We start from the raw sequence: 22,740 nt of genomic DNA on the forward strand, positions 1-22,740 counted from the left end.
TGGGGTCAGCATGTTAAAGCGGCTGCTAGCCAAAGCAAGTCCGATCCTTGGCAGCCATGCCGACTGGCAGGGCAGCTGTCTGCTCTGCCTGCAAGCTTGTGATAGCCAGCCACTGCTTTGTAGCTGGTGTCGACAAGCCCTGTACCAGTCCTACCCCAGATGCACATTGTGCGCGGCCCCCTTGCCGGAATACATGGGAGATAAGGAGCTGATCTGCGGCCGCTGCCAGCGCAGGCCACCACCCTGGGAGCGGTTGCAGGTCATTGGCGACTATCAGGCCCCCTACCCCATGCTCATTCCCCAGCTGAAATACGCCGGCCAGATCCTGCTGGCGCCACTGCTCGCACGCCTGCTGGCCGATCATCTGAAAAGCGACGAGCTCCCAGAAGTCATCATCCCTGTTCCCCTGCACTGGTGGCGGCAGTGGTGGCGCGGCTTCAATCAGGCTGAAGAGATAGCCACCACCCTCAGCCAGATCACCGGCATTCCTTGCGATAAGCAGTTGCTGAGTCGCACCAAGGCAACCCCGCAACAGACCCGGCTCAGTGCCGGTCAGCGGCGGCGGAATCTGCGGGGCGCCTTTCACGTTCGCTCCCATCACTATCGGCATGTGGCCCTGCTCGACGATGTGGTAACCACGGGGGCGACGGCGGGCCAGCTCACCCGCTTACTGCATGAGAGCGGCATCGAAAAAGTGGAAGTGTGGGCCATTTGCCGTACGCTAAAACATCTCAAATGACCCTAGGTATGTATACCGCAAGCTCGGGTACATAAGGCAGCGATGGAGATGCGTGCCGCCCCGCAAACATCCTCAGCATATATCCCGCAGGCTCAGCCACATCAGGCTGCCATAGGTATATTTGACATATGTTAAGCGCCATCTGCATGCTACCCAAGCACTGCCAAGCGAGTTATCATGAATACCCTAGTCGTACACTCAGGTTTATGAGGATAGTGATGATCAGCATTTCCGACACCGCCCAGGCCCATTTCCGTAAACTGCTGAAAAAACAGCCTGATGGCACCAATATCCGGGTGTTTGTGGTCAATCCGGGAACCCAGAATGCCGAGTGCGGCGTATCATATTGCCCGCCCGATGCGGTGGATCCGGAAGATCAACACCTGCCTTTCAGCGGATTCGACTGCCTAGTTGATCCTCTGAGCGCCCCTTACCTGGTCGATGCCACCATCGACTTCGTCACCGACCAGATGGGCTCCCAGCTCACCCTCAAAGCACCAAACGCCAAGATGCGCAAAGTAGCCGACGATGCACCGCTGATCGACCGCATTGAATATGTGCTGATGTCCGAGGTCAACCCCATGCTGGCCGGTCACGGTGGCAAGGTAACTCTGGTCGAGCTGACCGAAGACAAGCTGGCCATCCTGCAGTTTGGCGGCGGTTGCAACGGTTGCTCCATGGTCGATTACACCCTGAAAGAGGGGATCGAGAAGCAGCTGCTGGAAAAATTCCCTGGCGAGCTCAACGGCGTCAAAGATGCCACCGAGCACCAGCGCGGCGATCACTCCTACTATTGATCCCGTGCCAGTGGCGATCATCCATCAGGGTTGATCCCCTCTGACCGCACATGAAAAGGCCCCGCCAATCTGGCAGGGCCTTTTGCTATCCGGCAAACGGATGAGGCTTATTCGTCGCGCTTGTCCCGACTGAGCAGAGCAATCGCGGCTTCTTTCGGGTTCTTGCCCTGGTAGAGCACCTGGAAGATCTGCTCGCAGATGGGCATCTCGACGCCACAACGGGCCGCCAGCAGATGCACCTCCTTGGTGTTGCGATAACCTTCCACCACCTGGCCGATCTCGGCCATGGCAGTCTCCACCGCCTTGCCTGCACCTAGAGCCAGACCGAAACGACGGTTGCGGGACTGGTTGTCGGTACAGGTCAGCACCAGATCCCCGAGCCCCGCCATCCCCATGAAGGTTTTGGCATCGGCACCCAGCGCCGCACCGAGGCGCTGCATCTCCACCAGACCCCGGGTGATGAGCGCGGTTCTGGCGTTGGCGCCAAAGCCCAGACCATCAGAGAGACCGGCACCGATGGCGATGACGTTCTTGACCGCACCACCCAGTTGCAGGCCGACGAAATCCGGATTGGTATAAACCCGGAACGAACGGCCGCAGTGCAGCAGATGGGAGAGCTCATCGGCAAAGTCGTCGTGAGTCGACGCCACCGAGATGGCGGTCGGCAGACCGGCGGCCAGCTCCTTGGCAAAAGTGGGGCCCGAGATCACGGCCAGCGGAATAGTCTCCCCCAGCACATCACGGGCCACATCCTGCAGCAGACGGCCGCTGTCAGGTTCAAGCCCCTTGGTGGCCCAGGCGATACGGGTATCGGGGCGCAGGAAGGGTTTGACCTGGCTCAGCACCTGGCCGAACACATGGCTCGGCACCACCAGCAGCAGGACGGGAGCGGCTTGTACCGCCCGTTGCAAATCGGCGGTCAGTTGCAGATCCGCAGGAAAAGGAACATCAGGCAAAAAGGCCTTGTTGCAGCGGTCGTGTTCCAGCTCGGCGACATGGGCAGGGTCGTGACCCCACAGCAGGGTCGGATGACCGTTGCGCGCCAGAGAAATGGCAAGAGCGGAGCCATAAGACCCCGCCCCCAAGACCGAGATAGCGATCTGGTCAGCCATTATCAGGCTTCCGCAGTCGCCTGCTGGGCCTGTGCTTGCGCCATGTGCTGGGCAAACAGGGCATCGAAGTTGACCGGTGCCAGGTTCAGCTGCGGGAAGGACCCCTTGCTCACCATGTTGGCCACGGCTTCGCGGGCATAGGGGAACAGGATGTTCGGGCAGAAGGCGGCCAAGCAGTGAGCCAGTTGCGGCTCCGGCAGGTTGCCTATGGTGAAGATACCGGCTTGCTGGACTTCACACAGGAAAGCAGTCTCGGTTTCCAGCTTGCAGGTCACGGTCAGGGTCAGTACAACCTCGTACACGCCATCAGCCAGGATGTTGGTCTTAGTGTCCATGTCCAGCTTGACGTCCGGCTGCCACTCTTTCTGGAAGATGTGCGGGGTATTCGGGGCTTCGAAAGAGACATCCTTGGTGTAGACACGCTGGATGTGGAATTCCGGTTGCACTTCCTGGTTGTTGATTTCGTCAGCCATTTCGTTTGATTCCTTTTTAAGATAATGAGTGGGCGCAGGCCCTTAAATCAGCGTTTTTTGGTCACCGGCAGATTATCTGCACGCCACTGGGCCATGCCACCGCTGAGCACATACACCTGCTTGAAACCGGCCTTGCTCAGTTGGCGACCCGCGCCACCAGCGGTCATCCCCGACTCGCACACCACTATGATGGGGGCATCTTTATGCTTTTCAACCGGGCCCAGATTATTGCTCTGGATCTGGCTGAGCAGCAGGTGCTGGGCACCGGCCAGATGACCCTTGGCAAACTCTTCCTGACTGCGAATATCCACCACGGTGGCATTTTCACGGTTGATCAGCAGGGTAGCCGTGTGGTTGTTCACCGTCTTCACCGGAGAAAAACGAGCACGCACGCTGGTGTAAACCAGGGTGCCTGCCAGGCCGAACCAGGCTGCGGTCAGCAGCGGGTTACGGGCCGCAAAATCCAAATACTCTTGCATCTTCTACTATCCAGGGACCAAGACAAGGGCCCGAGTATACATGGTGACCCCACCAAGATCAGCCATCTTGGCGGCAAAGCGGGAGCGGGCTCCCATCAGGCGGGACCTCCATAACGGATCGGAATAAAAAGTGGCATCCCGTCTCTTGGGGCGAGGATTCGTCGAGTGAGGGGACAAGCCGGCGACAAAGGGGAAACAGGCTGGCAACAGTCCGCGGCGGGTGTTGGCAAGGGCTTGGCTATCAGGTGACTATTTCGGCAGATGTAGTAATATTACGCTAGTTTCACTTCCCGCAATTCATTCCTATCCGAGAGGACATAGCCTTATGTCAACAGCTAAGAAACCTTTGGTTCTGGTCATCATGGACGGTTGGGGCTACAGCACCAAGCAAGAGCACAACGCCGTCGCTGCCGCCAAAACTCCCAACCTCGACCGTCTCGCCCGTGACTACACCAGCACCCTGATCTCCGGCTCCGGCCTGGATGTGGGTCTGCCGGATGGTCAGATGGGTAACTCCGAAGTGGGCCACGTCAACATAGGTGCCGGTCGCATCGTCTATCAGGAGCTGACCCGTATCTCCAAAGAGATCAAGGACGGCGACTTCTTCCAGAACGTCGAACTGGCCAAGGCTCTCGATTCTGCCGTGACCAAGGGCAAAGCCGTTCACATCATGGGTCTGATGTCCCCGGGTGGCGTACACAGCCACGAAGAGCACATCATGGGCATGATCGAGATGGCCGCCAAGCGTGGCGCCGAGCAGATCTACTTCCACGCCTTCCTGGATGGCCGCGACGTTCCGCCGCGCTCCGCCCAGTCCTCCATCGAACAGTTCGATGCCCTGTTTGCCCGTCTGGGCAAGGGTCGTTTCGCCTCCATGATCGGCCGCTACTTCGCCATGGATCGTGACAACCGCTGGGATCGCGTGCAGCAAGCTTATGACCTGATGACTCAGGGCAAGGGCGAGTTCACCGCCGACAGCGCCAGCGAAGCCCTGGCCGCCGCCTATGCCCGCGACGAGAACGACGAGTTCGTCAAGGCCACCCGCATCGGTGCTGCCGCCCCCATGCAGGATGGCGATGCCCTGATCTTCATGAACTTCCGTGCCGACCGCGCCCGTGAAATCACCCGCGCCTTCGTTGACAGTGACTTCACCGGCTTTGCCCGTGCCGCCACCCCTGCGCTGAACTTCGTGATGCTGACCGAATACGCGGCCGACATCAAAACTGCCTGTGCCTACCCGCCGACTGCCCTGGTGAACACCCTGGGTGAGTGGCTGGCCAAGCAGGGCAAGACCCAGCTGCGCATCTCCGAAACCGAGAAGTACGCCCACGTCACCTTCTTCTTCAACGGTGGCGAAGAGTCCTGCTTCACCGGTGAAGACCGCGAGATCGTTGCCAGCCCGAAAGTGGCGACTTATGACCTGCAGCCGGAAATGAGCTCCGAAGAGCTGACCGACAAGCTGGTCGCTGCCATCAAGAGTGGCAAGTACGACACCATCATCTGCAACTACCCGAACGGCGACATGGTCGGCCACACCGGCGTATTCGATGCGGCCGTCAAAGCCTGTGAAGCCGTTGACCACTGCGTCGGTCGCGTCACCGAGGCCCTGGCCGAAGTAGGCGGCGAATGCCTGATCACCGCCGACCACGGCAACGCCGAGAAGATGCTGGACGAAGAGACCGGTCAGGCTCACACAGCCCACACCAACCTGCCGGTTCCCCTCATCTATTTCGGTCGCAAGGCCGAGGTGCTTGAAGGTGGCAAACTGTCCGATCTGGCCCCGACCATGCTGACCCTGATGGGTCTTCCTGTGCCGCCGGAAATGACTGGCAAGCCCCTGATGATTCTGAAATAATCCTTCCCCATGCGGGGATGCGAAGTTATTTCAAACAAAACCAGTCGCGTCGGCCTGTTGGCCGGCGCGCTGTTTTTTTGCCTGTCGTTTATCGCGGGCAAGGCCCTGGCTGCCAACCAGCAGCTCGGCAACATGCAGTCCCAGATAAAGGAACAGCAGAAAACCATCAAGCTCAGCAAGCAAGAGCTGACCAAACTCAATACTCAGCTCAAGGCTGACGAGCAGGCCATTTCGGCCGCAGCGGCCAAGCTCGAGCAGACCAGGCAACAGCTGAAAAAAAACCAGCAAAAGCTGGTAAGCCTGCAACAGGACAAGCTGGATCTGGAACAACAGGCAAAGCATCAGAAGCAGTTGCTGGCCAAGCAGGCGGAAAGCGCCTTCCAGGCGGGCAACCACGATTACCTCAAACTACTGCTCAACCAGCAGGATCCGGCCAAACTGAGCCGCTCTCTCGACTACTACGACTATCTCAACAAGGCCCGCATCGAGGCCATCGAAGCCCTGCGCGCGACCCGCACCAAGCTGGCCAAAAACCAGCAGGCCACCAAAGAGACCGAGAGCAAGCTGCAATCCTTGCTGAGCGAACAGCAACAGCATCACCAGAGCCTGTTGGCCAGCCAGCAGAGCCGTGCCAAGGTGCGCAACCAGTTGCAACAATCGGTGCAAAACGACGAGCTGAAGCTGACCAAGCTGGTCAAGGCGGAAAAAGCCCTGAAAGCCAGGCTGGAAGAGCTTCGCCGCCAGCGGGAAGAGCAGGAGCGTCGCGAGCGGGCAGAGCGGGAACGGCTGGCCAAGCTGAAAGCCGAGCAGGAACGCCAGCGCCGTCTGGAGGCCCAACGACTGGCCGCCGAACAGAAACGGATTGCAGAACAACAGCGGATCGCGGCTCAACAACAGAAGGTCGGCGAGCAGCAACGACTCGCCGCCGAGCAGCAGAGAGTCGCCGAACAACAAGACAGGGTGGCTGATCAGCAAGCCGCTGCGCGCAACAGCAGCGCCAAGGCAAGCAGTGGCGGCTACGGCGGTCTCAAGACCAACGGCAGCCTGCGCTGGCCGGTGCAGGGGCCCATCCTCATCTCCTATGGCTCGCCGCGCACCGCCCAGCTCAAGTGGAAGGGCACTCTGATCGGTGCCAGCGAAGGTACCCAGGTCAAGGCGGTCGCACCGGGCCAGATAGTCTACGCCGACTGGCTGGACGGTTTCGGCATGTTGCTGGTGATCGACCATGGCCGTGGCTATATGAGCCTCTATGGTCACAATCAGTCGCTGCTGCGCCAGGTTGGCCAGAATGTGGAACAGGGCGAACCTGTGGCTCTGGTCGGCGACAGTGGCGGCCAGGACAGACCCGGCCTCTACTTCGAGATCCGCTATCAGGGTGAGGCCATCAACCCGACAAAATGGTTGGCCAAGGGCTGATCAGATATGCCGGATAATGCATTGATCCCCTCAAAGGGGATTGACCAAGAGCCGACTGATCACTGGTCAGCCAAAATGACAAAAAGCCTGCATTACGCAGGCTTTTTTGATCGCAGCATTCACCGCAGCTCAGTGCCAGATGGTGGAAATTTACCTCTTTTCCGAAACATTCAAGGAAACACCACCAGACCTATCTGCTCCAGCAAATCCTGTTGCTGCTCTTCATTGATCTGCACGCCGTCCAGGTTGATCCGGCGCAGATCCAGCCCGGGGAGATCGCACTGACGCAGATCACAGCCCTGCAGGTTGAAGCTGGCCCAGTCTATCTGGCCAAACTCGGAGCCACTCAGATCAGATCCCGCCAACGAGGCCCCCAGCAGGCTGGCCCCCTGCCAGCGGTTGCCACTGAGCTCGCATCGCTCCAGCAGGCAGCCATCGAAGTTGGCGTAGCTGAAATTGTTGCCCGTAAGATGGGCCTCGCAGAAGTAGCTCTTGACGGTGATCTGGTTGGCGAAGCTGGCGTGGGCGAAATTGATGCCCATGGCCTGACAGTCGCGCATCTCCAGCCCCAGGCACTGGCTGCGGCTGAGATCTGCCAGAGTCAGATCGCAGCGCAGAAAGCTCGCCTCCCGCAGGTCGCAACCCTGCAACTGACAGCCCAGCTCGCGCTCCCGCTCATAGAAGGTGCAGTCAACGAAGCGGCTCTCGCTCAAGTCCAGCCAGGAGAAGTTGCAGTCGACAAAGCGGCAACCATCAAACTGTTCCTCTTCCACATCCTGCTGTTCGAAACGCTTCCCCTCGAAGCACTTGCCCTTGATCATCCGAGTCATCCTCTACTGATGGCGTCATATGCTGACTTTGTTAAACAAAAACGGTAATGTTACGTGTAACATTCCTGCCGGATCCCCAGATGAACGACACCCGCAAACGCCGCCCTACACTGCAGGACATAGCCGACCTGACCGGGGTCACCAAGATGACCGTCAGCCGCTATCTGCGCGATCCCCATGCCGTGGCCGAGGGCACCCGTGAGCGGATCGCCGCCGCAGTGGAAGAGCTGGGCTATATCCCCAACCGGGCGCCGGACATTCTCTCCAACGCCACCAGCAAGGCGATCGGCATCCTGATCCCCTCCCTCTCCAACCAGGTCTTCTCCGCCGTGGTGCACGGCATAGAGTCGGTGACCCGGCCTGCCGGCTACCAGACCCTGCTCGCTCACTACGGCTACAGCCCGGAGCGGGAAGAGGAGCAGGTGGCCTCCCTGCTCTCCTATCACGTGGACGGCCTGATCCTCTCCGACAGCCAGCACACGGAGCGCACCCGCAAGATGATCGCCACCGCCGGCATTCCTGTGGTGGAAACCATGGATCTGCCGCAAGCCCCCATCGACATGGTAGTGGGGATGGATCACAGGGCCGCCGCCCGGGCCATGGTAACAGAGATGCTGCGCCGGGGCCGACGCAAGCTGGTTTACCTGGGGGCGCGGCTCGACGTGCGCACCCAGCTGAGGATGGAGGGTTACTACCAGGCGATGGCCGATTTCGGCCTGACAGGTCAGCACCTGCTGACCGAGCAATCCTCCAGCTTCACCCTGGGTGGTCAACTGCTGGATCAGGCGCTGGTGCGCTATCCCGACCTCGATGGCCTCTTCTGTACCAATGACGACTTGGCGGTTGGCGCCCTGCTGCAGTGTCAGGCAAAGTGGATACCCGTCCCCCAGCAGATCGCCATCGCTGGCAGCAACGCCCTCGACATAGGCCATGCCATGACCCCCAAGCTGGCCAGTATCGTCACACCACGCAAGGAGATAGGCAGTGAGGCGGCGACCATGCTGCTGGCCCGACTCAGCGGCCAGCCACTGCCCGACACCCGCAAGGATATGGGCTTCTCCCTCTATGTCGGGGAGAGCCTGGGCTGACGCTTGCGCGAAGGGAGGGTCAAAGCCTGACGGTACGCACGCGAAGCAGTCTGATCCGAAACGCCAGCCGATTTATCCTCCTGATTCAAAGGCAAAAAAAGAGCAGGTCACCCCAGGTGGCCTGCTCTTTTTTATAAAGAACGCGCGCTTAGCGTTTAACTAGCTCGACCGCTTCGCGAGAGAGGCGGCTCACCTCTTCCCAGTTGCCGCTCTTGACCGCATCGGCCGGCAGCATCCAGGAACCGCCGACGGTGGCGACGCATTTCAGCGCCAGATAGTCGGCCACGTTTTTCGGGCCTATGCCACCGGTGGGGCAGAATTTGATCTGGGGAAGCGGTGCTGCAATGGCAGCCAGCGCCTTGGTGCCGCCGTTCGCTTCGGCCGGGAAGAACTTCAGGTGGTCGTAGCCTGCTTCCAGCGCCTGCATTACCTCGGAGGCGGTGGCAACGCCCGGGATCAGCGGCGCCGTGCTGTTGGCCGCATGGGCCAGCAGCGCCGGTGTCATCCCCGGGGAGATGACGAAGCGGGCACCGGCGGCCACGGCTGCGTCAAACTGCGCGCAGTTGAGCACTGTGCCTGCACCGACCATGGCATCCGGCATCGCCTTGGCGATGAGGGCGATGGCATCGAGCGCCACCGGGGTGCGCAGGGTGATCTCGAATACCGAGATGCCGCCGTCGAGCAGCGCCTTGGCCATCGGCAGGGCCTGTTCCAGATCGTTGATGACCATCACGGGTACCAGCGGAGAGGCGGCAAACACCTCGGCAGGGGTCACTTTCCAGTTTTGCATAACGCTTCCTTAATCAAAGATGGTGGCGCCACACTCGGCGCTCGATACCGCGCGACGCATCACGCTGAACAGTTCACGGCCCCACCCCTCTTGTTCCAGAGTGAGATCAATCTCGGCCTGGGTACGGCCACTCAAATCGGTCAGGCAGTCGAGGCGGCCAGTCACCGCGTCCACCCGCAGCAGATCGCCATCGCGCAGCAGGCCAATGGCGCCGCCGTGCAAGGCTTCCGGGGTGACATGGATGGCAGCCGGGATCTTGCCGGAGGCGCCTGAGAGGCGACCATCGGTAACCAGCGCCACCTTGTGCCCCGCCTTCTGCAGGTTGCCGAGCACAGGCATCAACTTGTGCAGCTCCGGCATGCCGTTGACCGCCGGGCCGTTGTGGCGCACCACGATAACGGCATCCTGATTGAGACTGCCAGCCTTGTAGGCCGCCTCCACAGCGTGCTGGGAGGAGAAAACTCGGGCGGGCGCTTCGATAACGCGATACTCGGGCGCCACGGCGGAGGCCTTGACCACGGCGCGGCCCAGATTGCCCGCCAGCAGCTTGGTGCCGCCGGTGGCCTGGAATACGGAGCCGGTCGGCGACAGCACGCTCGCATCGCTGCTTTCACCCACCGGCTGCCACACCAGCTCGCCATCCACCAGAGCGGGACGGCTGAGGTAATGCTGCATCTCGCCAAACACAGGGGTGGCATCCATGTGGATCAGCCCCTCTTGCGCCAGACGACGCATCAGGCCGGGCACGCCGCCCGCCTGCTCGAAGGCATTCACATCGGCCGGGCCGTTCGGGTACATGCGTACCAAGAGCGGCACCACATCGGAGAGATCGCTGATGTCGTCCCAGGTCAGGTGCAGGCCGGCGGCCCGCGCCAGCGCCACCATGTGGATGCTGTGGTTGGTGCTGCCGCCGGAGGCGAGCAGGGCCACCAGACCATTGACCAGGGAGCGCTCATCCAGCACCTCGCTCAAGGGGCGGTAGGCAGGAGAGCCAGGGATCATGGCGCTGATGCGACGGGCGGCTTCTTCAGTGAGCGCGTGGCGCAACTCGCTGTGAGGATGCACAAAAGCAGAGCCCGGCAGCATCAGGCCCATGGCCTCGAACACCAGCTGGTTGGTGTTGGCTGTGCCGTAGAAGGTGCAGGTACCCGGCGCATGATAGGCGCCGCACTCCATCTCCAGCAGGGCGTCGCGGCCCAGTTCACCGGCGGCGTACTGCTGGCGCACCTTTACCTTGTCATCATTGCTGATGCCGCTGGCCATGGGGCCGGCCGGCACGAAGGCGGTGGGCAGGTGAGCATGGGAGAGCGCCCCCATAATCTGGCCCGGGGCTATCTTGTCGCAGATGCCGAGCAGCAGGGTGGCGTCGAAGGTGTTGTGGGAGAGCGACAGCGCGGTCGCCTGGGCGATGAGATCGCGGGAAAACAAAGACATGTCCATCCCCGGCTGACCCTGAGTCACACCATCGCACATGGCCGGTACGCCACCCGCCACCTGGGCGCTGTGGCCGAGTTCGGCCAGTGCCGCCTTGATGATGTCCGGGTAGCCCTGATAGGGCTGATGGGCGCTCAGCATGTCGTTGTACGCAGTGACAATGCCGACGTTGGCGCGGGTCATGTCGAGAATGCGACCCTTCTCGTCACTGCTACAGGCGGCTACGGCGTGGGCCAGGTTACCGCAGGCCAGGGCGGCGCGGGTCTTTCCCTGTTCGGCCTGGCGCTGAATACGCGCCAGGAAAGCCTGGCGACGGGCGACACTGCGCTCACGAATGCGCGCAGTAACCTCGGAAATAACAATGTGTGTCATACGGCTTGCTCCAACGCTGAGACGGCGCGGTCGACCACCTGTTCGAAGGTGCCATCTATATCGATATGGAATACCCCGGCCTCGCCATCCGGACGTTCCAGCGTATCGAACTGACTTTGTACCATGCTTTCCCGCATGAAATGGCCCTTGCGTGCCCGCATCCGTTCGAGGATCAGCGGCTGATCACCGTCCAGAAACAGGAAATGCACTGACTCATTGCCATCGCGGATCTGGTCGCGGTACTGCTTCTTGAGGGCCGAGCAGACGATCACGCCCACCTCGTTCTTCTGTTCCAGGCTGTAAGCCGCATCACGGATCCGCTCCAGCCAGGGGGCACGATCCTCATCGTTGAGGGGGTTGCCACCCGCCATCTTCTGAATATTGGCTCTGGGGTGCAGGTCATCACCATCGATGAACTTGGCACCCAGCGCCTGGGCCACCTTGAGGCCGACACTGGACTTGCCGCTACCACACACACCCATCACGATAATGCTCTTGCCCGCCATTGTTTGACCTCTATCCCATTTTTCAAAAATCGTGCTGCTGATGGGTTCTAACTTAGCACGTTACCGGCAACATGTTACCGGTAACAACAAGAAATGTGAAGTCTGCCACAGACTGAGCGAACTCACAGTCACCTGGGCAATCGACCTTGAGCCCTGGCCATAAATCTAAATAAATCATAAAGATATGGTCTGCTGACGGATCAGCAGGGTGTCGATACTGAACTTGGAACAAGGAACGCACAACAATGTCTGACCTCTCCCTGATCATGACGGCCGCGGGCTCCATAGTGCTGCTGCTCTTTCTGGTGATGAAGGCCCGCCTGCACGCGGTCGTCTCCCTCATCCTGGTCTCCATGGTGGCCGGCCTCGCCGCCGGCATGAACCCGGCTGAGATCGCCACTACCATCCAGAAAGGGATGGGTGGCACCCTGGGCTTCGTCGCCGTTGTGGTGGCGCTGGGCGCCATGTTTGGCAAGGTGATGGAAGTCACCGGCGCCCTCGACCGGGTAGCCCATACCCTGCTCGGTACCTTCGGCGTCAAGCGCGCCAACTGGGCCATGTCACTGACTGGCTTCGTCTGCGCTCTGCCGCTCTTCTTCGACGTCGCCGTAGTGCTGCTGATCGGGGTGGCCTTTGCCATTGTCCGCCGTGGCGGTGGCAGCGTGGTGAAGATAGGCATAGCGCTGCTGGCGGGCATCGCCACCTGCCAGGCGTTCCTCATCCCCGCGCCAGGCCCCATTCTGGTAGCGTCCCAGCTGGGGGCCGATTTTGGCTACATGATACTGTTCGGTCTGATCGCCGCCGTGCCAGCCCTGATCCTGGCGGGCCCCCTGTTCGGCGACCTGATCAGCAAGGTGGTGGATGTGCCGCTCCCTGCCGATGCCCAGAGCAGCGCCCATGACGATAGCAAGACTCTCCCCTCCTTCGGACTGGCCATGGGCCTGATCGGTCTGCCGCTGCTGATGATTGGCCTCAAGACCATAGTCGGCCGCTTCGTCGAGGCGGGATCCACCCTGCATAACTGGCTGGAGTTCGTCGGCCACCCCTTCACCGCCATCATGGTCGCCTGTCTGGCCGCCTTCTATCTGCTGGGGGTGCGCCGCGGCATGTCCCGTGACGAGGTGATGAACGTCTGCAACAGCGCCATCCAGCCTGCCGGCGTCATCATACTGGTGACCGGTGCCGGTGGCGTCTTCAAGCAGATACTGGTGGATTCCGGTGTGGGCGCCGCCCTTGGCAACATGCTGGCAGACTCCGGCCTGCCCATAGTCGCGCTGGCCTTTATCCTGGCGGCGGCCGTGCGGGTCATTCAGGGTTCTGCCACCGTCGCCATGCTGACCGCCTGCGGCCTGCTGCTGCCCATGCTGGAACCGCTCGGTCTGAACGGAGCCCAACTGGCGGCCGTGACCATCGCCATCGGCGGCGGAGCCATCGTCCTCTCCCACGTCAACGACTCGGGTTTCTGGCTGGCCAACCGCTACCTGGGCCTCTCCGAGAAGCAGACCCTGCAAACCTGGACAGTGATGGAGACCATCATAGGCACCACGGGTGGCGTCATGGCGATGATTATCTACAGCTTCCTTTGAACATAACCGCTGTCAAAAAGGCCTCCGATGTGAGGCCTTTTTCATCTTTATGACGATTCTTTCTTTGGCTAACAGGTTGAGGTTGCTAGAATCGCCTATCCATCGCTCCGAGTGGAACGCTTAACGCAGTGATTTCAGGTTTCTCTATGCATTCATCGGCACATTATCGACAACTGTTGGCTCGTCTGCCCCAGATCGCTGTCGCCGCAGATCAGTTTCAGGTGCTCAACAGCGCCAAGGACTTCAAGAGCCGGATCCTTTCGCTTATCGCCAGCGCGACTCGGCGCATCTATCTGGTGGCGCTCTATCTGCAAGATGACGAGGCGGGACGGGAAATTCTGTCTGCCCTCTACGCCTCCAAGCAGCGCAACCCGGCCCTGGACATCAAGTTGTTCGTGGATTTTCACCGTGCCCAACGCGGCCTGATCGGCAAAGGCAAGCAGGGGGGCAATCACCTGATGTATCAGGAAATGGCCGCCCGCCATGAACACCAGATCGCCATCTACGGCGTGCCGGTCAAGGGACGAGAGCTGCTCGGGGTGCTGCACCTCAAGGGCTTCATCTTCGATGACACCCTGCTCTACTCCGGTGCCAGCCTCAACGATATCTACCTGCATCAGCAGGATCGCTACCGTTTCGACCGTTATCACCAGATCACCAGCCCAGAGCTGACCCGCTGCATGGTCAACTATGTGGACGATCTCTTTCTCAAGAGCGAAGCGGTGCAGCGACTCGATCGCAGCGACATTCCCACCGCCAAGCAACTGAAGGGGCCGATCCGCCGCTTCAAGCACAGCCTGCGCCTGGGCCAGTACCGCTTCGAGAGCATGCCGGTCAACAGCCAGGAGATCGCCATCACTCCGATGACGGGGCTAGGCAAGCGGGGCAATCAGCTCAACAAGATGATCCGTACCCTGGTGCGTGCCACCGAGCGGGAGATCTTCATCTGCACCCCCTATTTCAACCCGCCCAAGGAGTTGAACAAGGACATCGAAGCCCTGCTCAAGCGCGGCTGCAAGGTGACCATAGTGGTGGGCGACAAGACGGCCAACGACTTCTTCATCCCTCCGGAAGAGAAGTTCACCACCATAGGTGGCCTGCCTTATCTGTACGAGACCAATCTGCGCAAGTTTGCCGAGCGCAATCAGCATCATATCGATGCCGGCCGTCTCAACCTGATGTTGTGGTGCTGCGAGCGCAACTCCTACCACCTCAAGGGGATCTTCGTGGATGACGAGTGGGCACTGCTCACCGGCAACAACCTGAACCCTCGCGCTTGGGCGCTTGATCTGGAGAACGGCCTGCTGGTGTACGATCGTCGCCATCACCTGCGCGCCCAGTTCAACGGGGAGCGGGAGAACATACTCGCCAACACCAAGCGGATCAGCCACTTCGATCAGATAGAGCAGATCAAGGACTACCCGGAACAGGTACGCAAGCTGCTGGCCAGGATCCACAGGGTCAGGGCCCATATCCTGCTCAAGCGCATCATCTGATCCGGCGTACACGCTGCCCGTCCTCACTCGTTTACACCAGTGCAAAGGCCTGCCGTTTTCGGCAGGCCTTTTTGTCAGGCTCTGCCATGGTCCGCATCCCACCTCTGGCCTGGCGCCAGGTGTCACTGCAACGCGGCTTGCACCGAGACGTCAATAACCCCTATCATTTGGACATATTTACAGTGTTTTCGGGCATCTAATTGATGAAATTGGATAAAATCTCCCTCGACAGCCTCAAGGGCGTCGGCAGCAAGATGCAGGAAAAACTCGAGCGACTGGGGCTGGCCACGGTACAGGATCTGCTGTTCCACCTCCCCCTTCGTTACGAGGATCGTACCCAGGTGTGGCCCATCGGCGATCTGCCGCCCGGGCTGCACGGCGCCGTCGAGGGCGAAATCCAGGACACTCAATTGGTGATGGGGCGCCGCCGCATGCTGGTCTGCCGCATCAGTGACGGCACCGGTACTCTGACCCTTCGCTTCTTCAACTTCACCGCAGCCCAGAAAAACAGCCTGGGGCAGGGCAGGTTGATCCGCTGCTTCGGCGAGGTGCGCCCCGGCAAATACGGGCTCGAGATGGCCCACCCCGAGTACAAGCTGCTCGGTGAAGAACAGGCAGGTCAGACCGAAGAGGCACTCACCCCCGTTTACCCCACCACGGAAGGGCTGCGCCAGCTCACCCTGCGTAGCCTCACCGATCAGGCGCTGGCTCAACTCGACCTGTACGGGGTGGAGGAGCTGCTGCCTGCAGGCCTCTATCCCCAGCAGATCGATCTGGCCGCCGCCCTGCGCCTGCTCCATCGCCCGCCCCCCTCGGTGGCGCTGGCCTTGCTGGAGAGCGGCCAGCACCCGGCCCAGCAACGACTGGTGCTGGAAGAGCTGCTGGCCCATAACCTGTCGGTGCTCAAAGTGCGTGCCCAGGCGCAAACCCAGCTGGCGCGCGCCCTCAAGCCGGCACCTGCCCTGGTCAAGCAATTGCTGGAAGCGCTGCCGTTCAAACCGACCGGTGCCCAGAATCGGGTGGTAGCCGAGATCAACCAGGACCTGCAACGCAGCTACCCCATGATGCGCCTGGTGCAGGGGGACGTGGGCTCCGGCAAGACGCTGGTTGCGGCGCTGGCAGCCCTCCAGGCCATCGGCAACGGCTGCCAGGTGGGGCTGATGGCACCGACCGAGTTGCTGGCCGAACAGCATGCCATCAACTTCGCCAACTGGCTGGAGCCGCTCGGTATCGGGGTCGGCTGGCTGGCGGGCAAGCAGAAAGGGAAGGCGCGGGAAACCCAGCTCGCCGCCATCGCCGATGGCAGCGTCAAGATGGTGGTGGGCACCCACGCCATCTTCCAGGAGCAGGTGGTGTTCCAACGCCTCGCGCTGGTCATCATCGATGAACAGCACAGATTCGGGGTGCATCAGCGCCTCGCGCTGCGGGAAAAAGGGGAGCGGGAGGGAGTCCATCCCCATCAGCTCATCATGACTGCCACTCCCATACCCCGCACCCTGGCGATGACCGCCTATGCCGATCTCGACACCTCCGTCATCGACGAGCTGCCACCGGGCCGCACCCCCATCACCACGGTGGCGCTGCCGGACAGCCGTCGCCCGGATGTGATCGAGCGGGTCAAGCTGGCCTGTGAAGAGGGCAAGCAGGCCTACTGGGTCTGTACCCTGATCGAAGAGTCCGAGGTGCTGGAGTGCCAGGCCGCCGAGGATACCGCCGCCGAGCTGCAAAACCAGCTGCCCGGCCTGCATATCGGGCTGGTACACGGCCGGATGCGGCCGGTCGAAAAGCAGCGGGTGATGGAGGAGTTCAAGGCGGGCATACTGCAGCTGCTGGTCGCCACCACAGTCATAGAGGTGGGGGTGGATGTACCCAACGCCAGCCTGATGATCATCGAAAACCCGGAGCGGCTCGGGCTGGCCCAGTTGCACCAGCTGCGCGGCCGGGTCGGTCGCGGTTCTGTGGCCTCTCATTGCGTGCTGCTCTATCATGCTCCCTTGTCCAAGACGGCCCAGAGCCGACTCGGGGTATTGCGGGAGACCAACGACGGCTTCCTGATCGCCCAGCGCGATCTCGAGCTGCGCGGCCCGGGGGAACTGCTAGGTACCCGCCAGACCGGGCTGGCCGATCTCAAAATTGCCGACCTGGTGCGCGACCAGCCACTCATCCCTCAGGTACAGAAGATGGCGCGCTTCCTGATGGACAGGCATCCCGCCCATGTTGAACCGCTCATCCGGCGCTGGCTGGGTCTGCGGGATCACTACTCCAACGCCTGAGTAGAGCAGAACAAGAAAGAACTAACGTGACACTCAGGCTCCCAATAGATGTGTTGCCACAACACTCAGACCCTGGAGGAAAGCACCGATGAATTCCTGGCTTCGCGCCCTGCTCTACACATTTGCCTTCCTGCTGCTGTTTGTCTGGGTCGCGCTCGGTCTGTTCGACGCCGAACGGGCCAGGGGCCCCATCGCCAGCTGGATCAGCCAGCAAACCGGCGTGCCGGTCACCATAGGGCGGTTGGTGTTCAACCCGCTCCATCCCTATACCCTGCTGGCCGAGCAGGTGAGCTATGGCGACGCCATCACCCTCGACAAGCTCTATCTGGAAATAGAGAGCATCGACTGGCTGAACAGGGACGTACGCATCGCCCACCTCGACCTCATTCGCCCCGTCATCAAGCTGCCGCTGCCCAACACCTTGCCGACCCTGCCGGTTCACTCCCTCACCATCAGCGACAGCACTATCGATCGCCTCAGTCTGCACAGTGACGAGCTGACCCTGAGCGGCCTCAACGCCACCCTCAACGACTGGCAGCTGCTCAATCCGGTGCGGCCACCCCAGGCCAACCTGAGCCTCAACATCAATGAGCTGGAAACCCCGGCCTTTGCCCTCTCCCGCCTCAATCTGAAGGGACGACTGGAAGGCCAGGTGCTGAGTACCGACAAACTGACCGCCAACCTGTTCGATGGCCTGCTGGAAACCGGCATGACCCTGGACTGGCCCGCCCGCAGCCTGCGACTGCACAATCTGAAGGCACAAGGCATGCGGGTCGAGTGGGGAGCCATGGGCCAGCCTGAACTGCCCTTGCGCCACATCAGCCTGGACACGGGACAGGTGCGCGATGTGAGCATCACCGCCATCACCCAGGAGATCTCCCTCAACAACTTCAACGGCCAGCTCACCGCCTTCAGCTGGCAGGCTGGCAGTACGCCGACCGGTTACTTTACGGGTAGCCTCGGTGATCTCGGCCGCGGCCTGTTCCAGCTGGAAGATCTCAAGGGACGAGTCTCTTTCTCGCCACAGCAGATCGATGCCGAGGTGCAGGGCAAAGCCTATGAAGGTGAATTCAATCTGGATCTGGCCCTCGATACCCAGCAGCAGAAGCTGACCCTCAAAGACATGACGCTGAGCGGCATGGACATCAGCCTGCCAGAGGGGTGGTGGCAGGATTGGCAAAGCTGGCGGCCACAACAGATCGATATCCGCAAACTGACGTTCGACAAACTCAAGGTACTCTCCTTCGACGATACCCTGCCCCTGTCGCTGACGGGCTGGCAGTTCTATCTAAGCGATCTCGCCCTGCGAGGCCGGCAGCCAACCCCCTTGCTCGGCCGGGCAAAGGTCGAGAGCAAATGGTTCGAGCTGGTGTGGGACGGCCTTAGTGCCCGCAACGGCGAACTGGACGGCGAGCTGACCCCCAGCTCCTGGCAGCTCAACAAGCTGACCAGCTCGCTGCCGGATGAAGGCTCACTCAGCCTGAGCGGCCAGTGGGGCAAGGAGCCAGGCCAAAGCAGCCGCCTGCAGGTGAAGGGGGAAAAGCTGGATCTGGTGCAGTGGAGCAAGATACTGCACTCCCCCATCTCCTTCGCCGGCAAGGCCGACCTGAGTGCCGATCTGCAAGCCGTGCATGGCAAGACAGCAGGAGAGTGGCGCAGTACCCTGCAGGGCAGCTTCGCCCTCGATGCGGTTGATCCATTCTGGGACAAGGTGAAGATAGACCCCCTGCTGGATGAATGGTTCAAAGGCGCCACGCCACCTGATCTGACGCCGGAAAGCCTGTGGCAGGCGATGCAGGAAGGAGATACACCCTTCTACCGCATCAAGTTGCAAGGCAAGGTCGAGCATGGCCAGCTGCAGTTGGAACAGGCTGGCGCCTCCACCATCACCCACCTGCTCGCCCTGCAAGGTGGCATGGATCTGGTCAAGGAGCAGTGGCAGCTGGATCTCGGTGTCCTGAATGGCCAACGCTGTGCCGAGCTGCTGAGCCACTGGCGCGGCCCGCTTGATGCCCCCGTCTTGAGCTGGGAGTTTCCGGCCAGGCAGGCCTCCTGTGGCTGGGAGGTGGGGGTGCCTTATCCTGCACAGGGGCGCAATAGCCCGCTCTGGCGGCCAGCACCACAGCCAAAAGCACCCGCGTCGACCAGCGTTCAGTAAAACAAACAAGGCCTCATCACGAGGCCTTGTTTGTTTCAGGTAGCTTTTACAGAACGGGGGACTGGCCTCGCCGTTTGACCGATTGCACCACATACTGGCCGATGAATTCTACCGCCAGCTTGTCGCCGCTGAACAACTTGACCATAAGGCTGAATTTGGCCGACTCCCCCGCCTTGAGCGGAGCCAGCACGGCCGGCATCCCCTCCCTGGCAACCCGCGCCTCGGGCTCCTCGTTGACCGGGCGGTAATACTTGATGTTGCCCTCCGCCAGTACCGTATCCCCCACCAGACCCGCCTCTTTCAGCTGCAACCAGATGAGACCCCAGCCCGCCAGCACGCACTGACTGTAGATGCTGCCGGCGAACATGGTGTCATGCACGTTGAGGTTGGCCGCCAGATTGGCCTTGAGATGAAAAGTCTGGCCGTCATAGTGGGTGATGTGTACCCCCATCTTCTCGCTGATGGGGATGCCTTGCGACCAGCGAGTGGTGAGATCCTGGCACCACTCGGGGCGATACTGGATGGTCTGCAAGGGGCTTAAGGATTTGATCATCTGACGATGGGGAATGCGGCCAAAGCTGACCGGCCCTTCCCCCACTTCGAGGAAGCCGCACTTGCGATAGAACTCCACCGCTTCCTGGCGGGCATTCATCACCAGCCGTTTCACCTTCTCGCTGCGGGCCAGCTGTTCGAGATCTTCCACCATGCGGGCACCCAACCCCTGTCCCCGGAATTCAGTGCGCAGCGCCATAAAGCGGATCTGGGCCTCGTCACCACCGATAAACAATCGGCCAATGGCAATGGGAGTACCGTCCGGCGCCAGCATCATGCGGTGGATGGCGACAGTATCGTATTCGTCTCGCTCGGAACCAACGGGTAGATTGAAGGGTTTACGCAGTAGTTCCCAGCGCAACTGATAATAGGCATCCAATTCGGCTGCCGTTTGAGGAGTGACTACCCGGTACATAAAGCGATCCTTGAGTTAGCGCCGACGGACAAATTGAAGGGCTTGCGCACCAATGCCTCCCAGCGCAACTGATAATAGGCATCCAGTTCGGCTGCCGTCTGGGGAGTGACCACCCGGTACATAGTTCTATCCTTGAGTTACACTGGTCGGAAACCATCTTGCCGTGCAAATTCATGGACTTCAATCTGCAAGCGTACCAAGCCGACCACTTATTGCACCTGAGCGCAAAACCGGAACGACGCCTCTTTATCTTGGAAAATGCCCATCACCGCTGGCTGGAGATCGACGGTGTAGTGCAATCGGCCATGTCCCTTGCCGAACCTGCCGCCCTCTGCCTGCCCCATCAGCAGTGCATCGCAGACCTGCTGCCCGCCACCGCAAGCCGGGTGCTGGAACTGGGATTGGGCGGTGGCGATCTCACTCGTCATCTGGGGGCGCGCTGGCCAGAGGCTCGGCACGACTGCGTCGATCTGGATGAAGAGGTACTGACCCTGTTTCAGACCTTCTTCCGCCACCCGGCGGAGCCCGTTGACCGGGCGTTGCACCTGCACCACGCCGATGCCCTCGCCTTCCTGCTGGCCCACGACGACACCTATGACTTCGTGCTGCTCGACCTGTTCAGTCAGGATGGCAATCCCCTGCTGCTGTTTCAGGCTCCGCTCTATCAGGCACTGGCCAAATGCCTCCGCGGTACCCTCATCGTCAACCTGCTGCCACGGACACATCTCGAACTGGCGCAGGCCAGGCGGCTGGCGGAGGAGTGGATTGGCCTCACCAGCACCCACGGGGTGCCCGGCTATCGCAACGTCATACTGCACGCCACCAACCTGACCCCCTAACGCCACGGCTGGCCCTGTCTGCACGTTGCAGATAAAGGCCTTTAGCCAGGGGCGGGCTCGCGGCCATAACGCCTACACCTGCAGCCAAAAGGTGACGGGGCCGTCATTGAGCAGCGCCACCTTCATGTCGGCAGCAAAACGACCTGTCTCGGTCGGTATGCCACTGGCCTTTGCCTGCACTACAAAATAGTCGTAGAGCCGCTCGGCGTCGGTCGGATGGGCACCGCCAGAGAAGCTGGGTCTCATGCCTTTTTTGGTATCCGCCGCCAGGGTGAACTGGGAGACGACCAGCAGACTGCCACCGGCCTGACTCACATTGAGGTTCATTTTGCCCTCTTCATCGGAGAAGATGCGGTAGCCGCTCACCTTGTGCAGCAACTTGTCCGCCCTCCCCCTGCTCCACCCCGAGCAACACCAGCAAGCCATTGGCAATGGCACCCGTTACTTCGCCTTCCACTGTCACGCTGGCCTCGGAGACCCGCTGGATCAATGCAATCACATCCCTCTCCTCTCAAAACAGAACGACCGCCCTCACAGGGGCGGTCGTCGATGCTACCAAGAAAACGACGGGCAAAGCGATGGCTCAGGCCAACTCCTCGCTCACCGGTTTTTCATATTCGCCGAGACAAGCCGTGGTCTCGGCGCCAAGCAATACCACCAACCAGCTGAGATAAACCCAGACAAACAGGACCGGAATGGTCGCCAGAGCGCCATAGATGGCCTGATAGGAGGGGAAGTTGGTGATGTAGATGGCAAATCCGCGCTTGGCCAGCTCGAACAGGGTCGCCGCCACCAGGGCACCGATGAAGGCGTGAACCAGGCGCACCTTGCAGTTGGGCACGACCGTATAGACCAGCAGGAAGGTGAGTACCGAGAAGAGGAACGGCAAACTGCGCAACAACAGGTAACCGATGCCGAACAGACTCTCGGCCCCGAACAGCCGCAGCGAGAAGATGTAAGAGGAGATGGCAATGCTGCCACCGATAAGCACAGGACCCAGTGTCAGTATCATCCAGTACATGGCAAACGCCTGAGCCAGCGGCCGGCCCTGGGTCGAGCGCCAGATGTAGTTGAGGTTCTTGTCGATGGCCGAGATCAGCATCAACGCCACCACTATCAGGGCCCCGATACCCACCGCTGTGGTGTTGGTGGCATTCGCCACGAAGCCATCTATGTACTCCTTGAGCATCTCACCCGCGGTCGGCACGAAGTTGTGATAGACGAACTGCTCCATCGCCTGTTTCAGGGTCTGGAACACAGGGAAGGCGGACATCATGCCAAATACCACGGCAATCATGGGGACCAGAGAGAGCAAGGTGACATAGGCCAGATAACCGGCAGTGACCGTCAGCCTGTCGTGCTGGAAACGGCTCCAGACAAACTGGGCAAAATGGCCGCCATCGTGGCGTAAAAAGGAGAGAGCATGGCCAAGACGGCCACCAAATTTCTGCTGCATTGTGATTCTCAACGTCTTCATCATGCAGACATTGTGTCAGATAGCATGGTCATTTGACCACCCATGGACCGGAT

At 60.7% G+C, this 22,740-nt stretch carries 19 protein-coding genes and 1 pseudogene; 10 read left to right on the forward strand and 10 right to left on the reverse strand.

Translation table 11 applies throughout. The features are described 5' to 3' along the window. Positions 1 to 10: 10 nt before the first annotated feature. Together AXW79_RS21295 and nfuA are read left to right on the forward strand one after the other, a co-directional pair. Positions 11 to 739 carry a ComF family protein gene (locus AXW79_RS21295; protein WP_011899207.1) on the forward strand — a complete coding sequence of 243 codons (729 nt, stop codon included), beginning with the start codon at positions 11 to 13 and terminating at the stop codon, positions 737 to 739. 218 nt (positions 740 to 957) lie between these two features. Beyond that, complete coding sequence (gene nfuA, locus AXW79_RS21300) at positions 958 to 1,536, forward strand: Fe-S biogenesis protein NfuA (RefSeq protein ID WP_005319803.1); 579 nt, start codon at positions 958 to 960, stop codon at positions 1,534 to 1,536. A gap of 107 nt (positions 1,537 to 1,643) precedes the next feature. Here nfuA and gpsA read toward each other — a convergent pair whose 3' ends face one another. The 3 genes from gpsA to AXW79_RS21315 are packed head-to-tail and all read right to left on the reverse strand — an operon-like array spanning position 1,644 to position 3,600. Next, positions 1,644 to 2,648 carry an NAD(P)H-dependent glycerol-3-phosphate dehydrogenase gene (gene gpsA, locus AXW79_RS21305; protein WP_005319805.1) on the reverse strand — a complete coding sequence of 335 codons (1,005 nt, stop codon included), beginning with the start codon at positions 2,646 to 2,648 and terminating at the stop codon, positions 1,644 to 1,646. 2 nt (positions 2,649 to 2,650) lie between these two features. After that, positions 2,651 to 3,121: a protein-export chaperone SecB gene (gene secB, locus AXW79_RS21310; protein ID WP_005319808.1), complete on the reverse strand. Its 471-nt coding sequence runs from the start codon at positions 3,119 to 3,121 to the stop codon at positions 2,651 to 2,653. Positions 3,122 to 3,168: 47 nt separating this feature from the next. Next, the gene (locus AXW79_RS21315; protein ID WP_005319811.1) at positions 3,169 to 3,600 is read right to left on the reverse strand and encodes a rhodanese-like domain-containing protein; all 432 of its coding nucleotides are present in this window, start codon (positions 3,598 to 3,600) and stop codon (positions 3,169 to 3,171) included. 325 nt (positions 3,601 to 3,925) lie between these two features. On the opposite strand from AXW79_RS21315, the gene gpmM reads away from it, so the two are divergent. Further along, complete coding sequence (gene gpmM, locus AXW79_RS21320; protein ID WP_005319813.1) at positions 3,926 to 5,455, forward strand: 2,3-bisphosphoglycerate-independent phosphoglycerate mutase; 1,530 nt, start codon at positions 3,926 to 3,928, stop codon at positions 5,453 to 5,455. Between the two features lie 9 nt (positions 5,456 to 5,464). Then, entirely contained in the window at positions 5,465 to 6,871 is a 1,407-nt protein-coding gene (locus tag AXW79_RS21325) for a peptidoglycan DD-metalloendopeptidase family protein (RefSeq protein WP_043151374.1), read from the forward strand. A 170-nt stretch (positions 6,872 to 7,041) separates the two neighbouring features. Here AXW79_RS21325 and AXW79_RS21330 read toward each other — a convergent pair whose 3' ends face one another. Continuing rightward, complete coding sequence (locus tag AXW79_RS21330; RefSeq protein WP_005319819.1) at positions 7,042 to 7,692, reverse strand: Qnr family pentapeptide repeat protein; 651 nt, start codon at positions 7,690 to 7,692, stop codon at positions 7,042 to 7,044. Positions 7,693 to 7,781: 89 nt separating this feature from the next. Between AXW79_RS21330 and AXW79_RS21335 the strand changes: the two genes are divergently transcribed. Then, entirely contained in the window at positions 7,782 to 8,789 is a 1,008-nt protein-coding gene (locus AXW79_RS21335) for a substrate-binding domain-containing protein (protein WP_005319822.1), read from the forward strand. A gap of 148 nt (positions 8,790 to 8,937) precedes the next feature. On the opposite strand, the gene AXW79_RS21340 is transcribed toward AXW79_RS21335, so the two are convergent. The 3 genes from AXW79_RS21340 to AXW79_RS21350 are packed head-to-tail and all read right to left on the reverse strand — an operon-like array spanning position 8,938 to position 11,891. Next, a complete protein-coding gene (locus AXW79_RS21340) occupies positions 8,938 to 9,579 on the reverse strand; it encodes a bifunctional 4-hydroxy-2-oxoglutarate aldolase/2-dehydro-3-deoxy-phosphogluconate aldolase (protein ID WP_005319824.1) in 642 nt (213 codons plus the stop codon). Between the two features lie 9 nt (positions 9,580 to 9,588). Beyond that, positions 9,589 to 11,385 carry a phosphogluconate dehydratase gene (edd, locus tag AXW79_RS21345; RefSeq protein WP_005319827.1) on the reverse strand — a complete coding sequence of 599 codons (1,797 nt, stop codon included), beginning with the start codon at positions 11,383 to 11,385 and terminating at the stop codon, positions 9,589 to 9,591. After that, on the reverse strand, positions 11,382 to 11,891 hold the full coding sequence (locus tag AXW79_RS21350) for a gluconokinase (protein WP_005319830.1): 510 nt from the start codon (positions 11,889 to 11,891) through the stop codon (positions 11,382 to 11,384). Before AXW79_RS21350 ends, edd begins: the two co-directional genes overlap by 4 nt. Before the next feature lie 245 nt (positions 11,892 to 12,136). On the opposite strand from AXW79_RS21350, the gene gntU reads away from it, so the two are divergent. The 4 genes from gntU (at position 12,137) to AXW79_RS21370 (ending at position 19,404) form a co-directional block, all read left to right on the forward strand. After that, positions 12,137 to 13,477 carry a gluconate transporter gene (gene gntU / locus AXW79_RS21355; protein ID WP_011899209.1) on the forward strand — a complete coding sequence of 447 codons (1,341 nt, stop codon included), beginning with the start codon at positions 12,137 to 12,139 and terminating at the stop codon, positions 13,475 to 13,477. A gap of 146 nt (positions 13,478 to 13,623) precedes the next feature. Beyond that, entirely contained in the window at positions 13,624 to 14,973 is a 1,350-nt protein-coding gene (gene pssA / locus AXW79_RS21360) for a CDP-diacylglycerol--serine O-phosphatidyltransferase (protein WP_005319837.1), read from the forward strand. A gap of 203 nt (positions 14,974 to 15,176) precedes the next feature. Continuing rightward, positions 15,177 to 17,246 carry an ATP-dependent DNA helicase RecG gene (gene recG, locus AXW79_RS21365; protein WP_005319842.1) on the forward strand — a complete coding sequence of 690 codons (2,070 nt, stop codon included), beginning with the start codon at positions 15,177 to 15,179 and terminating at the stop codon, positions 17,244 to 17,246. A gap of 88 nt (positions 17,247 to 17,334) precedes the next feature. Beyond that, positions 17,335 to 19,404, forward strand: a complete 2,070-nt coding sequence (locus AXW79_RS21370; protein ID WP_005319845.1) for an AsmA family protein — start codon at positions 17,335 to 17,337, stop codon at positions 19,402 to 19,404. 46 nt (positions 19,405 to 19,450) lie between these two features. On the opposite strand, the gene AXW79_RS21375 is transcribed toward AXW79_RS21370, so the two are convergent. Beyond that, on the reverse strand, positions 19,451 to 20,371 hold the full coding sequence (locus AXW79_RS21375) for a bifunctional GNAT family N-acetyltransferase/hotdog fold thioesterase (protein ID WP_005319848.1): 921 nt from the start codon (positions 20,369 to 20,371) through the stop codon (positions 19,451 to 19,453). A 173-nt stretch (positions 20,372 to 20,544) separates the two neighbouring features. Here AXW79_RS21375 and AXW79_RS21380 point away from each other — a divergent pair, with 173 nt between their 5' ends. After that, positions 20,545 to 21,210: a spermidine synthase gene (locus tag AXW79_RS21380; RefSeq protein WP_005319854.1), complete on the forward strand. Its 666-nt coding sequence runs from the start codon at positions 20,545 to 20,547 to the stop codon at positions 21,208 to 21,210. 72 nt (positions 21,211 to 21,282) lie between these two features. Here AXW79_RS21380 and dtd read toward each other — a convergent pair. Further along, positions 21,283 to 21,709: pseudogene (gene dtd, locus AXW79_RS21385) on the reverse strand (D-aminoacyl-tRNA deacylase). 84 nt (positions 21,710 to 21,793) lie between these two features. Then, the gene (locus AXW79_RS21390) at positions 21,794 to 22,666 is read right to left on the reverse strand and encodes a virulence factor BrkB family protein (RefSeq protein WP_005319863.1); all 873 of its coding nucleotides are present in this window, start codon (positions 22,664 to 22,666) and stop codon (positions 21,794 to 21,796) included. Positions 22,667 to 22,740 lie beyond the last annotated feature (74 nt).

This window comes from Aeromonas salmonicida subsp. salmonicida, from assembly GCF_001643305.1.
GTDB classification, from domain to species: Bacteria; Pseudomonadota; Gammaproteobacteria; order Enterobacterales; family Aeromonadaceae; genus Aeromonas; species Aeromonas salmonicida.